Origin of the sequence: Klebsiella sp. BIGb0132, assembly GCF_024810075.1 — a bacterium.
GTDB lineage: Bacteria > Pseudomonadota > Gammaproteobacteria > Enterobacterales > Enterobacteriaceae > Klebsiella > Klebsiella terrigena.
Genome location: NZ_JANUDW010000001.1, coordinates 453,314 through 467,601, shown reverse-complemented (window position 1 = coordinate 467,601; position 14,288 = coordinate 453,314). Strand labels below are relative to the sequence as shown.

The window sequence follows — 14,288 nt, the reverse complement described above, 5'->3', positions numbered from 1 at the left end:
AGCAATGGCAGAGCAGAAGCAATTCGAGGTGAATGAACCGTCACGTCGGCGGTTATTAAAAGGGATCGGTGCGCTAGGCGGCGCGCTGGCCATCGCCGGCGGCTGTCCGGTTGCGCATGCGGCCAAAAGCACCAGCTCGCCGGGCACGCTGTCGCCCAACGCGCGTATGGAGGAGCAGCCCTTTTATGGCCTGCACCAGGCGGGGATCCTCACCCCGCAGCAAACCGCGATGATGCTGGTGGCCTTCGACGTGCTGGCCAGCGATAAGGCCGACCTCGAGCGGCTGTTTCGTCTGCTGACCCAGCGTATTGCCTTCCTGACCAAGGGCGGGCCGGCGCCGGATACACCGAATCCGCGCCTGCCGCCGATGGACTCGGGCATTCTCGGGCCGTGGATCGCCCCGGATAACCTGACGATGACCGTTTCGGTCGGCCATTCGCTGTTTGACGAGCGCTATGGCTTAGCGAGTCTCGCGCCGAAGAAGCTGCAGAAGATGACGCGCTTTCCCAACGATTCGCTGGATGCCGCGCTCTGTCACGGCGATCTGCTGCTACAGATTTGCGCCAACACCCAGGATACGGTGATCCACGCGCTGCGCGATGTGATTAAGCATACCCCGGATCTGCTGAGCGTCCGCTGGAAGCGCGAGGGCTTTATCTCCGATAGCGCCGCGCGGAGCAAAGGTAAGGAGACGCCGGTTAACCTGCTGGGCTTTAAGGACGGCACGGCGAACCCGGTGAGCACCGACAGCGCGCTGATGGACGAGGTGGTATGGGTTACCGCCGGGCAGGGAGAACCGGCGTGGGCGACGGGCGGCAGCTATCAGGCGGCGCGCATTATCCAGTTCCACGTTGAGTTCTGGGATCGTACGCCGCTGAAAGAGCAGCAGACGATTTTCGGCCGCGACAAGCACAGCGGCGCGCCGCTGGGGATGCAGCATGAGCACGACGTGCCGGATTACGCGAAGGATCCCGATGGCGATATTATCGCCCTCGATAGCCACATTCGGCTGGCTAACCCGCGCACGCCGCAGACGCAGTCGAACCTGATGATGCGCCGCGGCTATAGCTATTCGCTGGGGGTGACCAACTCCGGGCAGCTGGATATGGGGCTGCTGTTTGTCTGCTATCAGCACGATCTGGAAAAAGGTTTCCTGACGGTGCAAAAGCGTCTCAACGGCGAAGCGCTGGAGGAGTACGTCAAGCCGATCGGCGGCGGTTACTTCTTTGCGCTGCCGGGGGTCAAGGATAGCCAGCACTACCTGGCGCAGTCCCTGCTTGAAGCCTGACGTTCCTGCCCGCAAGGGCAGGGCGTTTTCTGCTGTTTTTCCATTCTTTTTTTGTATTTCCTGCCTTGTGTTATTTTTCTGTAATCTAATTGTCGGAAACTCTCCAGAGCTGCAATGAAAATTATTTGTTGTCTGTATGTGAAAAATAAGTTGCATTAAGAATTATTTTTGATGTACTTATTACAGACGCGGTAGTTCCCGGCAGTGATGTCGTTTCACTATGGAGATCGCGAATGCCCGATTGCTGTAACGGAAAATGTAAAACTTCTTACCGTACTCATCAGCACGGGGGCCACACTTCCGGCCGCGATTCCCACACCCCTAATATTTCTCCAGTCACTACAGACCATCCGAACCCAGACCGGGTGAGCGGTGCGCGTAGCCGTGACCCGTTGTCAATTCGACAGGCAAGCAATGGCTTAAAAGGAAGCCAAACCTCAATCGTTCGTGCGCATAATCGCGTCGATATTGACGCGTGTGATGTAAACCAACAACGCAAGGTGCTATCCATGGGAAGACAAAAAGCAGTGACCAAAGCTCGTCGTGAGGCCAAACGTGTGCTGAGACAGGATTCGCGCAGCCATAAGCAGCGCGAAGAAGAATCGGTCACATCGCTTGTGCAAATGAGTGGCGTAGAAGCCATTGGCATGGCGCGGGACAGCCGCGATTTATCGCCGATTGAAGCGCGCAATGACGCTCAGGTGCATTATTTGAATGCCATCGACAATAAACAGCTGATCTTTGCCACCGGTGAAGCCGGGTGCGGGAAGACCTGGATTAGCGCGGCAAAAGCAGCTGAAGCCCTGATCCATAAGGATGTGGACAGAATTATTGTTACCCGTCCCGTTCTGCAAGCCGATGAAGACCTCGGCTTCTTACCGGGAGATATCGCCGAGAAATTCGCCCCCTATTTCCGCCCCGTTTATGACGTGCTGGTGAGAAGGCTGGGCGCTTCCTTTATGCAATACTGCCTGCGTCCGGAAATCGGCAAGGTGGAAATCGCGCCGTTCGCCTATATGCGTGGACGTACATTTGAAAATGCGGTTGTGATTCTGGACGAGGCTCAGAACGTGACCGCTGCGCAAATGAAAATGTTTTTGACCCGCCTCGGGGAGAACGTGACGGTTATCGTCAACGGCGACATTACCCAGTGTGATTTACCCTCTGGCGTAAGGTCTGGCCTGGTCGATGCGCTGGCGCGTTTTGAAGAAGACGAGATGGTTGGTATTGTCCGCTTTACGACCGACGACTGCGTCCGCTCGATGCTCTGCCAGCGAGCGCTGAAAGCCTACTACTAGCGGTTATATTTAGTGCAAAGCCCGGGGAAACCCGGGCTTTGTTTTTTCTGCGCGGAGCCTATCCCGACGCCGTCGCCGACGCGGTGCGTGGCTTAGCCAATCGCCCCCAGCGCATCTTCGCTGCCCTGATTTTTCGGCAGCAGGTACAGGGTGGCGAAAATGTCCAGCAGATAGAGCAGGGCCAGCAGGGTGATCGCCGCGGTAAACGACCAGTGGCTGACGAACAGGCCAATCACCAGCGGGCCAAATCCGCCGACGCCGCGCCCCAGATTAAACAGCACGTTCTGCGCGGTGGCGCGCACTTTCAGCGGGTAGGTATCGGAGATAAGCGCCCCGTAGCCGCCGATCATCCCGTTGACGAACATTCCCATCAGCGCCCCGGTAAACAGCATGACGACGGGGTCGCGCAGCTGGGCGTAGATAATGACCATCACCACGGCGCCGACCTGGTATATAAGGAAGATTTTCCAGCGCGGGAAGCGATCCGCCAGCACGCCAAACAGCCAGATGCCGAAGGTCATCCCCACCACGGTGACCGCCGTCCACAGCCCGGATTTGGTCAGCGAGAAGCCAAAGCTGGAGGAGAGATAGCTCGGCATCCAGATCATCAGGCCGTAGTAGCCAAAATTCTGCACCGAACACAGGATCAGAATGCCGATACTGGCCTTCGAGGTGGCTCTGTCGGCAAACAGCATCTTGATCCGCGCCGTGAACGACATCTCCTCAGCGACGCGGCTATCTTTGGTAAACGCCTCGGGTTCGCCCATGCCGCGACGGATGGCAAATGAGACCAGCGCCGGCAGCAGGCCGACCAGAAACATTCCGCGCCAGCCGATGATGTCCAGCAGCAGCGGGGTGATAAAGGCGGCAAGCAGGACTCCTAGCTGCCAGCCGATGCCGACCCATGCCGAGGCCCGGTTGCGCTTATGGGCGGGCCAGACTTCGGCAATCAGCGCCATGCCGATACCGAATTCGCCGCCGAGGCCCATGCCCGCCAGGGTGCGATAGGCCAGCAGATCCCAATAGCCCTGGGCGACCGCACAAAGACCGGTAAAAACGGAGAACATCAAAATTGTGAAGGTCAGGACGCGAATGCGCCCCAGGCGATCGCTGAGATGACCGAACAGGATCCCGCCCAGCACCGCGCCAATGAGCGTCCAGGTGACGAGAGAACCCGCCTGAGAGGTGCTGAGCGCCAGAGAAGCGCTGATTGCCGGCAGCATGAAGCCGAGGATCAGCAGGTCGAAACCATCCATTGCGTAGCCGCTGATCGCCGCGACCATGGCTTTAGCCGGCGTCACGCCGCGTTTGTTTTGTGGGGAAGAGAAGGTCATGTCCAGGCCTTAGGATTAAATTGTGCGCCAAGTATAGATTTGTCAGCGATCGTAATCTACTGCAAAGAGGGGCCCAGGGTCAGGAGGCGCGAGCAAAGCTGGAGCATCGTCAGATGCTCCGCCGCGTCGATAAACGAGACGAAATAGTGATGAATCGCGGGAGGAGCGACCGGCGCCGCTCCTCTGAGTGGGCGTGGGGGTCATTAGCCGGCCAGCTGGTGGTCCAGGTTGAGCAGAGTTTGCGCCATCACCGCGGCGCCATCCGCCAGCTGCCGTTCGGTAATCGACTCTTCCGGGCAGTGGCTGCGCCCGCCGAGGCATGGAATAAACACCATCCCCACCGGGCCGGTAGGGGAGACGTACACCGCATCGTGCCCGGCTCCGCTAGGCAGGCGCTGGTATTCCAGCTGCAGGTGCTCGGCGGCTGCGGCGATCGCCCGCATCACAACGTCCGAGCAGGGCGTTGGGCTGGCGCGGCTCACGTGCTCCAACGTTGCGGACAGCCCCAGAGCCGCCAGCTCTGATGCGCACAGCCGCATAATGTCTTCCGGGAAAATGTCGAGAACCTGCTGGCTGTCGCTGCGGACCTCAAGCATCAGCTCAACCCAGCCCGGAACCGCGTTAGGCACATTCGGCGTCATCGCGATGCGGCCAATCGTCGCCACCACGTAATGCGGGTTGCCGCTTCGCGCGCTGGCCTGCTGATGGACGCGGGTTATCACCTGCGCGGCGCCGACCAGGGCATCGCGGCGGATATCCATCGGCGTGGTGCCAGAGTGGTCCGGCTGGCCGTGAACCATAATCCGCACCCGGCGGATCCCCACGATATGCGTCACGATGCCAATGGGTAAGCCCGCGTTTTCCAGTACCGGGCCTTGCTCAATGTGCAGCTCAATATACGCCGCCGTGCCGCCCGGGCCGCGCAGCGGCGCGGTTAATAGCTGCGGCTTAGCGCCAACGCGCAGCATCGCCTCCGCCAGCGTCTCCCCGGCATGGTTTTTAGCCGCCAGCATGCCGCTATCGAGCGCGCCGCAAAAGGCGCGGCTGCCCACGCAGGAGATGCCGTAGTCGCTCGGCTCTTCAGAGAGGAAGTCGATCACCTCCAGCGGATGCTCAAGCTGTATATCCCGTTCCTGCAGGCTTAAGGCGATCTCAATGCCGGCCAGGACGCCGATAATGCCGTCATAGCGTCCGCCGCCAACCACCGTATCGCTGTGCGAGCCGATCGTTATCGGCGCCAAATCCATGCGCCGTCCTGCCCGCCGGCCGATCAGGTTGCCGCCCGCGTCGAGGGTGACGCTAAGCCCGGCCTGCTCCATTTTCTGCTGCAGCCACTGGCGGCCCTCGCTGAACAGCGGCGTGAAGGCGCGGCGCGTCCAGGGCGTACCCGGTAGCGTCATGGTCGCTAGGGTGTTGGCGTTTTCCCACAGGCGGGAAGCGTTGATGAGAGGGCGATCCTTTAGTCTTTCAGCGTTTATGTTTGTCATGGCGTTGTCTCCGTTATGCGGCGCTGCGCGGGCGCAGGAATCGACCGTCACCAGGCTGATTGACGATTTTTCCGTGGTTAAATACCGGCATGCCGCGGCACCATGTCTGCTCAACGCGCACCGTAAACTCCATGTCGGCGAACGAGCTCCAGGTTACCGCCGACAGGCTGGTGGCGGGATCGAAGCGATAGGTTTCGCGGTTCAGAATCACGAAGTCGGCATCTTTACCCGCAGTAAATGACCCTTTGCGGTCATCGAGAAGGAAGTGCTGCGCCGGATTGCGGCACAGCAGTTGCACGACCGTCGTGGGCGAGATCCCATGCTGTTCGCAGCCGGTCCACAGCGCAGGCAGCAAGGTCTCGAGGCCCGGTCCGCCGGAGGCGTTTTTGAAAATGTTCTCATCCCCTTTGCGCTCCAGCCCCCAGCTGACGTGGTCGGAAGAGACGAACGTGCAGTCCCCCTGCGCGATATGCACCCACAGCCGTTCGGACTCAGATTTGGGCCGGATGGGCGGGTAGTGTTTGGTTTTTGCCCCCAGGCGGAACGAGTGCTCTTCATGGTTAAGCATCAGATACTGAACGCAGGTTTCGATTGAGACCGGATAGCCGGCATTTTTGTACATTTTATAGATCTCAAACCCGCGCGAGGTTGACACGTGGACCGCATGGGCGCGGGCGCCGGTAACCGCGCCAATTTCATACAGCTGCGAGGTGGCCAGATCTTCGATCAGGGGCGTATGCGCGCGCAGGAACGCGTCCCAGCCGGTATCGTTTTCAGCAACCATGCGCTGGATGTTTTTGCGCGTCATTTCCTGCATCTGATTGTGCACCGCGCAGGCCAGGCCGCTCGGGGCGATCAGCTGGAACGCATGCCGCAGATCGTCCTCCTCGACCCGAGGGAAACGGCCGGGAGTGGCTTCGAACGTCGAGAATTTAAACGCGCAGACCCCTCCCTCGATGAGTCCCGCCGCCGCGTCGAAGCCGTGCTTTTGGTTTAACGTGCCGAACAGGGCCACGTCGACGTGGCAGTCGCGTTCGACCTCGGCAATTTTATTGTCCAGCTGGCCGCGGCTGGCGACCGGCTCGGGATCGTCATAAGGCATATCAACCATCACCGTCACGCCTCCGGCGGCGGCGGCGCGTGAGGCCCAGCCGAGGCCCTCCTGATTGGCCTGACTACCGGAGTGTACCTGACCGTCAATTACTCCGGGAATAACCCACCTGCCGCTGGCATCGATAACTTTTTCAGCCTGCGGCAGCGGGCCGCTGCCGGTGGCAGCGATTTTTCCCTGCTCGATAGCCAGCCATCCGTCGAGTGTGATGCCGTCGGCATCAACCAGATTGCCCTTTACGACTATGTCCCATCTCTTCTGCACACTCATAACGCACACCCTTATAACTTTTACCGAAAATTTTGCATAAAAATGCATATGTGGCTGATGGATAATCAGCCTCTTTTCCAAAGTCTGCGTCTAGTGTAGGGTGGCTGTACGTATTATGTCTTATGCTTATTTATCACTCTTGCATAACATTATGTTAACCTTTAAGGGAATTGAATGCGCTTAAATCTCAAACAAATTGAAGTTTTTCGCGCCATTATGCTGACGGGTTCCATCAGCGGCGCGGCAAAGCTGCTGCACGTTTCGCAGCCGGCCGTTTCCCGCCTCATCGGCTATACCGAACAGCGGCTGGGGCTATCGCTGTTTGAACGGATAAAAGGGCGGCTTTATCCAACGCCAGAGGCGCGGCACCTCTTTATTGAAGTCAACTCGGTCTATCTCGGCGTGCAGCGCGTTAATGAGGTTGCTGAGGACCTGATTCAAAACCGCATGGGCCATCTGCGGATTGCCTGTAGCCCCAGCCTCGGGCAGGGGTTAATACCCAACGCTATTGCCAAATTTCACCGTACGCTGCCCGATACCCGGGTGATTCTGCATACCATGATCCCCGACGTGTTAATGCAGGCGGTGCTGACCCAGCAGGTTGAGCTGGGGATTGCCTTCCTCCATGAGGGCCACCCAAACGTGCAGTCCCGGGTGTTATATGAAAATCATCTGGTCGTTGCGCTTCCGGCGACGCATCCGCTGACCGCCAAAAATACGATCAATGTCGAAGATCTGGTTGGTCAGCCGTTTATTGGCTACGGCTCTGATATCCCTATCGGGCAGATAGTCAGACAACTCTTTAATGATGAAGGCATTGTTGTCCGGCCAATCGTTGAATCACAGCAGATTCATGTGGCCTGCGCCCTGGTTCAGGCGGGGGTGGGCATCGCGCTGATCGATGAGATTACCGCCAGTGGCCCGGTATGGACCAACGTCGTCTTTCGTCCTCTCTCACCAACGGCTAAAACGCCAATCAGCATTATCCACGGCATGTACGAACCACTTTCGCGGCTGGCTCAGGAATTTATCAGCACGCTGGAGTCGATTCAGGTTCACTGGTCGAGATAGCTCGTCGCCTCCATCGGCGCCGAAAATGCCTAACTTCTCTTCGCGCAAATTAGCGCGCGGTGGCTTTTTTTGATCGTTAACATTGTGTTATACGCTGTGGCCAAAAAGTAATATGACATTTTGACATTCCGCCCTCTAGTATCGAACCAGGGCCGCGATGATTATTCATTAATTATGCACTTTAGCGCCTGCTTACGAGTTCTGTACTTCTGGAGGAATAGCAATGGGTCGAATTTTAACACTGGCTGACGTCGAAGCTGCCGTTAAGGGTGGTTCAGTGTTTGCCTGCGGCGGCGGCGGTTGGGTCGAACACGGGCTGGAGTTAGGCAGAATGGCGGTCACCGTTGGCCGCCCCGAGCTGGTCACCATGGATGAGGTCGACGATAGCGCCTGGATTGCCACCGCCGCGGCGATTGGCGCCCCCGGCGGGCTGACCGACTGGGAAATGCTCGGGATAGATTATGTTAAGGCCGTCCAGCTGGTGCAAAAAGAGCTGGGTGAGCCCATTTATGGCCTGATTATCGGGCAAAACGGGATGTCCAGTACGCTAAACGGCTGGCTGCCGTCCGCCATTCTCGGCACCAAAGTGGTCGATGCGGTGGGGGATCTGCGCGCCCATCCCACCGGCGATATGGGCTCGCTGGGCCTTGCTTCCAGCAGCGAGCCGATGATTCAGGCGGCGGTGGGCGGCAATCGAAAGAATCATGCCTATATTGAACTGGTCGTTAAAGGCGCCACCGCCAAAGTCTCCCCCATATTGCGTAAAGCCTCGGACATGTCCGGGGGCTTCATCGCCAGCTGTCGTAACCCGATTCGCGGCGCCTACGTGCGCCAGCACGCCGCGCATGGCGGTATCAGCCGCGCCATTTCCCTTGGCGAAACCATTATCGCCGCCGGTAAAAAGGGCGGCAGCGCGGTCATCGATGCGATATGCAACCACACCGGCGGGCAGATCATCGGCAGCGGGAAAGTGACGCAAACCACGCTGCAATATACCAGTGAGGCCTTTGACGTCGGCGTTATCGACGTCGGCGAGGGCGAAAACCTGCGCCGCATCCACGTGATGAATGAACATATGGCGGTGGAGGATCGCCACGGCCAGCGCATGGCCACCTATCCGGACGTCATCACCACGCTGGATATGCAGGGCAACCCGGTCAGCGCCGGGCAGCTGAAGCCGGGCCTCGAAATCGTTATTTTTCACCAGCACCATAGCCAAATTCCGCTCTCTTCCTCCGTTACCGATCCGGCGGTTTATCCTGCCGTTGAGAAGATCCTGGGGATCGAGCTGTTCAGCCATATTCAGCAGGGAGTCGCAAAATGAAAAAGAGCTATAGCGTGACCTCGGGTACCCAGCTTCGCTGCCTCGGCTGGCGTCAGGAAGCCCTGCTTCGCCTTCTGGAAAACGTGCTGGCGGTGGGGGAAAACCCTGACGAGCTGGTGGTCTACGCCGCGCTAGGCCGCGCCGCGCGCGACTGGCCGTCGCACGACGCCATCGTGCAGGCGCTGAAAACCATGCGCGAAGACCAAACCCTACTGGTGCAGTCCGGCAAGCCGATTGGCCTGCTGCAAACCCACGCCAACGCTCCGCTGGTGATTATGGCGAACTGCAATATGGTCGGCCAGTGGGCCAAAGCGGACAACTTCTATCGCTGGGAGAAGGACAATCTGATCTGCTGGGGCGGCCTAACCGCCGGCGACTGGCAGTATATCGGCTCGCAGGGCGTCATTCAGGGGACCTATGAGATTTTTTCCCGCATTGCCGAACGCGACTTTGATAACGATCTGCGCGGGCGCTTTATTCTGACCGCCGGTTTAGGGGGGATGGGCGGGGCGCAGCCGCTGGCCGGCACCATGGCCGGGGCCGCGATCCTCACGGTAGAGGTCAACCAAAAGAGCATCGACAAGCGGTTGAAAAACGGCTTTCTGCAGCATCAGGCGCGGGACCTTGAACATGCGCTCACCCTTATCAGCGATGCGCAGACCAATCGGCAGCCCGTCTCCGTTGGCTTACTGGGCAATGCCGCCGACGTTTTTCCGGCTATTTTAGCCAAAGGCATCACTCCCGATATCGTCACCGACCAGACCGCGGCCCATGATTTAGTCTACGGCTACGTGCCTTCCGGCTACTCTCCGGAGCAGGTTGTCGCCCAGCGTGAAAAGGATATCGACGTGCTGATGGATGCCGGCCGCCGCTCGATCGTCCGGCACGTCACCGCCATGCTCGGATTTATGGATCGCGGCGCCGTGGTGTTTGATAACGGCAACCTTATTCGTACCCATGCCTGTCAGGGAGGGGTTGAGCGCGCCTTTGAGATCCCGATTTTTACCGAGGCCTTCCTGCGCCCGCTGTTCTGCCGCGCTATCGGCCCCTTCCGCTGGATAGCGCTGTCCAATAATCGCGACGACATCAGGGTCATCGACGATTATCTGCTGACGCGCTTTGCCGACAACCAAATCGTCAGCAACTGGATCCGCCTGGCCCGCGAGAAGGTGCCGTTCGAAGGTCTGCCTGCGCGTATTGCCTGGCTTGGCCACGGCGAACGAACGGAGCTGGCGCTGGAGGTGAACCGCATGGTGGCCGACGGCCGCCTGAGCGGGCCGATTGCCTTCACTCGCGACCATCTCGACGCCGGGGCGATGGCGCATCCCAATATCATGACCGAGAAGATGAAGGATGGCTCGGACGCTATCGCCGACTGGCCGCTGCTCAACGCCCTGGTGAACTGCGCGTCGATGGCCGATCTGGTGGCGATTCACTCCGGCGGCGGCGGGTATAGCGGCTATATGACCAGCTCCGGCGTGACGGTGGTGGCCGACGGTTCAGACGCCGCGGCGCAGCGCCTGCAGCTCTCCATGACCAATGATACCAGTACCGGCGTGATGCGCTATGCCGACGCGGGTTATCAGGAGTCCCTGGATGAAGTAAAAGAAAAATCAATCTCTTATATCAATTTATCTGCGGCCGGCTAGCCCTGCGTATGAGGTCATTATGACAAAAACCACGACTTCCCCCCTGAGCGCCGAGGCTATCCGGTCGGTACCGGAGCCGCGCAGCAAGGGGTATAAAGCGATTGCTGCGGCATCAATAGGTAATGCGCTGGAATGGTATGACTTTTCAATCTATGCCTTTTTCGCGGTCTATATCGCGCAGAACTTTTTCCATCAGCAGGATGCCGGGGCGCAGCTGTTTGAGGCGTTTTTAGCTTTCGGTCTCGGTTTTGTGATTCGGCCTCTGGGGGCGTTGGTCATCGGCGTCTATGGCGATCGGGTAGGGCGCAAGGCCGCCCTGACGCTGACCATTATGACCATGGCCGTGGGCACGGCGATCATCGCCTTTGCTCCGCCCTACAGTGCGATCGGCATTGGCGCGCCGCTGCTGATTCTGTGCGGTCGGGTGCTGCAGGGCTTCTCCGCCGGGGGCGAAGTGGGCGGCGCGGCGGCCTTTTTGGTCGAACATGCGCCGGCCGAGAAAAAGGGCCAGTACGCCTCCTGGCTGCAGGCCAGCATGGGGATCTCCAATATCTTTGGCGCGCTGGTGGCCACGGTGGTGACCCTGACCCTCAGCCACGAACAGATCGGTGACTGGGGCTGGCGCATTCCGTTCATTATTGGCCTCTCCATCGCGCCTATCGGTTTGTGGATGCGTAAAACACTGGAGGAAACGCCGCTCTTTATTGAGGAGCAGGCCCGCCGCAAGGTGGAGAAGGTCAGGCCGGAAATGCCCCTGCTGCAGCTTTTTAAAGCGCACGGCAACGCGGTGTTGCTCGGTACCGGGCTATCGATACTGTGGGCCGTTAGCGTCTACGCGCTGATTATCTACATGCCGATTTACGTTCAGCGCCAGCTGCATTTTGAGAGCCACCAGGCGTTCCTCGCGGCGCTGATTGGCAACTGCTTTATGGTGGTGTGCTGCGTCGCCGCTGGCACTTACTCCGATCGTATCGGCACGCATAAGCTGCTGATGATCGGCGCCGGCCTGCTGCTTATCTGCAGCTATCCGCTGCTGCTGCTGCTCGACGCTTCGCATACCACGCTGACGCTGATTGTGGTGCAAAGCCTGTTCTGCATCCTGGTCTCGCTGTTCGTCGGCGTGGCCCCCCTGGCGCTGTCCGAGCTTTTCCCCACCGACGTTCGTGCCAGCGGCATGTCCGTTTCTTATAACCTTGCGGTAACCCTGTTTGGCGGCTTTGCGCCGGCGGTGTTGACCTGGCTGACTGAGAATACCGGGACGCGCTTTGCGCCGGCGTGGTACGTGATGATCGCCAGCGTGCTGGCGATGGTTGCGTTGCTCAGGATCGAGCGGCAAAAGGAAAAAAAACGCTGATCGGCGAGTGGCTATAAAACAAAGTTATTTAATTTCAATAAGATTGCCTGATTAACATGACAGCATAAATAATAAGAGGGTTGGATCTATGTCAGCAAAATTGTCGCTTTTGATGATTGCACTGCTCACTCTGAGCTACAGCAAGGTAGGTTTATCCGCGGTCACTCTGGATGGACACTCGATTACGCCAGCAATTATTGCCAGCGTGGCGGACGGCGAAGCCGTGGCGATCTCTCCTGCGGCCACGGCGCGGGTGGAAAAGGCCCACCAGGTGCTGATTGAGGCGGCGCAGAATGGGCAAAAAATCTATGGTCTAACGGTCGGCGTCGGTCTTAATAAGGACCGGCCGATGGTCGACGTCCACGGTAAGCTGACCGATGAGGTGATCGCCGCGTCGAAGAAATTCAACGTCGGCCTGCTACATGCCCATTCGGGCGCTATCGGCGAGCCGATGAGCCAGCGTATCGCCCGGGCAACGATGGTAACCCGCCTAAACACGCTGTTGACCGGCGGCGGGGGCGTGCAGCCGGAGGTGATTGACGCGTACGTCGACTTCCTCAATAAAGGCATCACGCCGGTTATCCCGAGCGAAGGCTCTATTGGCGAGGGGGATATCACCATTATCAGCCATATCGGGCTGGCGATGATCGGCGAAGGCGATGTCTACTACCAGGGGAAAAAGGTTCCGGCTAAGGTCGCGCTGGAGCGCAGCAAAACGTCGGCGGTGGTGCCTTATGCCAAAGATGCGCTATCCATCCTGAGCTCCAACGCTTATTCGGCCTCCAGCGGCGCGCTGGCGCTGAATTCGCTGGCTCATCTGCTGCCGCTTAATTCTCTGATTTATGCCACCAGCCTTGAGGCGTTAAACGGCAACGTTTCGCCTTTCCTCGAGAATACGCTGGCGCTGCGCCCCTACCCGGAGGTGGTGGCGATGGGCAGTCATCTGCGCACGCTGCTTGCCGGCTCCAGCCTGTGGGAGCATGACGACAGCCGCCCGCTGCAGGATCCGCTGAGCTTCCGCTCCGGCGTCTATTTACTGGCCGAGCTGCAGCGTAGCTACCAGCAGGCCTGGGACCAGCTGCTGGTGCAGCTCAACAGTTCGGACGATAACCCCGGCGTCGCGATCGGCGTTTCCGCTCCGTCGGACCGCCCGCAGGATCGGCTGGGCTATGTGGATCAAAACGGGGTGAAAGGCGCCGTTTTGCCAACCGCCAACTTTGAACCTTTGCCGTGGGTCATCTCCTTTGAACAGCTGAGCCTGGCGCTGGCCCATAGCGCGTTGGCCAACGCGCAGCAGGTCGTGAAGCTCAATAACCCGTCGTTTACCGGACTGACGCGTTTCCTCGGCACGGACAATACCGTTCACGCCTTTGGGGCGATGGAAAAACCGGTGATGTCGCTGGCGATGCGTAACAAAGAGCTGGCCATGCCGGTGTCGATGGACTTTATGCCGGTCGCTGGCGATATTGAGGATATCGCGACGAATGCGCCGGAAGTCGCGCAGCGCCTGCAGCAGCAAATCGATAACAGCTATCAGCTTTTGGGGATTTTGCTGGTGCATGACGCGCAGGCTATCGATCTGCGTAAGCAGAAGAACAGCGGCTTCAGGATGTCGCCGCCGACCGGCGCCCTGTACGATGCGCTCAGGCGCCAGGTGAAATTTATGGATAGCGATCGCCCGCTTAGCCCGGACTTTGCCGCTGCGGCCCAGGTCCTGAAAACATTCGATGTGCGGGATGTGGCGGTGAAGTAGCGCTCGCCTTGCGGACCGGTCAGTATGATCGGGAGCCGGCAGCCTCTCCGGAGGCGCCGGCTAACGAGTAAAACGCGACGACTACCTGGCCTGTAGCCAGATTCCGGCAATATCCGTCACCGTGACGGGGGATGCCTGCAGATTTGCTGCTAAGAGTAAATACAGCCGGTTAACGCCAGCTGCCACCAAAGTTTCTCTCTCATTTTCCCAATCCAAATAGCAGCGACACAGCCCGACCTGCTGGCTGGCGTGTAAAACGACCGTCGGTTCAAAAAATAGTTTACATTGACATGTATTGCTAATTATTATCATTGCGTTTCTCATAATGCAAACCATTCATAATTTAAAT

General features: G+C 58.8%; 10 protein-coding genes. 7 read left to right on the top strand and 3 right to left on the bottom strand.

The genetic code is table 11. The features are described from left to right. The first annotated feature begins 4 nt into the window (after window positions 1–4). Window positions 5–1,288: an iron uptake transporter deferrochelatase/peroxidase subunit gene (gene efeB / locus M2416_RS02130; protein ID WP_259221832.1), complete on the top strand. Its 1,284-nt coding sequence runs from the start codon at window positions 5–7 to the stop codon at window positions 1,286–1,288. A 509-nt stretch (window positions 1,289–1,797) separates the two neighbouring features. After that, window positions 1,798–2,586 carry a phosphate starvation-inducible protein PhoH gene (phoH, locus tag M2416_RS02125; protein ID WP_041144929.1) on the top strand — a complete coding sequence of 263 codons (789 nt, stop codon included), beginning with the start codon at window positions 1,798–1,800 and terminating at the stop codon, window positions 2,584–2,586. A gap of 92 nt (window positions 2,587–2,678) precedes the next feature. On the opposite strand, the gene M2416_RS02120 is transcribed toward phoH, so the two are convergent. The 3 genes from M2416_RS02120 to M2416_RS02110 form a co-directional block, all read right to left on the bottom strand. Then, window positions 2,679–3,920 carry an MFS transporter gene (locus M2416_RS02120; RefSeq protein WP_041144930.1) on the bottom strand — a complete coding sequence of 414 codons (1,242 nt, stop codon included), beginning with the start codon at window positions 3,918–3,920 and terminating at the stop codon, window positions 2,679–2,681. Between the two features lie 203 nt (window positions 3,921–4,123). After that, the gene (locus M2416_RS02115; protein WP_259221831.1) at window positions 4,124–5,407 is read right to left on the bottom strand and encodes a Zn-dependent hydrolase; all 1,284 of its coding nucleotides are present in this window, start codon (window positions 5,405–5,407) and stop codon (window positions 4,124–4,126) included. Between the two features lie 13 nt (window positions 5,408–5,420). Beyond that, window positions 5,421–6,788 (bottom strand): dihydroorotase, encoded by a 1,368-nt coding sequence (locus tag M2416_RS02110; protein WP_259221830.1) that lies wholly within the window; start codon window positions 6,786–6,788, stop codon window positions 5,421–5,423. A 174-nt stretch (window positions 6,789–6,962) separates the two neighbouring features. Between M2416_RS02110 and M2416_RS02105 the strand changes: the two genes are divergently transcribed. The 5 genes from M2416_RS02105 to M2416_RS02085 all read left to right on the top strand — a co-directional run bounded on the left by M2416_RS02105 (window position 6,963) and on the right by M2416_RS02085 (window position 13,939). Further along, window positions 6,963–7,859 carry a LysR family transcriptional regulator gene (locus M2416_RS02105; RefSeq protein WP_076945172.1) on the top strand — a complete coding sequence of 299 codons (897 nt, stop codon included), beginning with the start codon at window positions 6,963–6,965 and terminating at the stop codon, window positions 7,857–7,859. 223 nt (window positions 7,860–8,082) lie between these two features. Further along, window positions 8,083–9,183: a DUF917 domain-containing protein gene (locus tag M2416_RS02100; RefSeq protein ID WP_076945173.1), complete on the top strand. Its 1,101-nt coding sequence runs from the start codon at window positions 8,083–8,085 to the stop codon at window positions 9,181–9,183. Continuing rightward, a complete protein-coding gene (locus M2416_RS02095; RefSeq protein ID WP_259221828.1) occupies window positions 9,180–10,832 on the top strand; it encodes a urocanate hydratase in 1,653 nt (550 codons plus the stop codon). The genes M2416_RS02100 and M2416_RS02095 overlap by 4 nt, the downstream gene beginning before the upstream one ends. Before the next feature lie 19 nt (window positions 10,833–10,851). After that, window positions 10,852–12,186 (top strand): MFS transporter, encoded by a 1,335-nt coding sequence (locus M2416_RS02090; RefSeq protein WP_259221827.1) that lies wholly within the window; start codon window positions 10,852–10,854, stop codon window positions 12,184–12,186. Window positions 12,187–12,274: 88 nt separating this feature from the next. Continuing rightward, window positions 12,275–13,939, top strand: coding sequence for an HAL/PAL/TAL family ammonia-lyase (locus M2416_RS02085; RefSeq protein ID WP_076945175.1), 1,665 nt, complete (start codon window positions 12,275–12,277; stop codon window positions 13,937–13,939). Window positions 13,940–14,288: the final 349 nt, after the last annotated feature.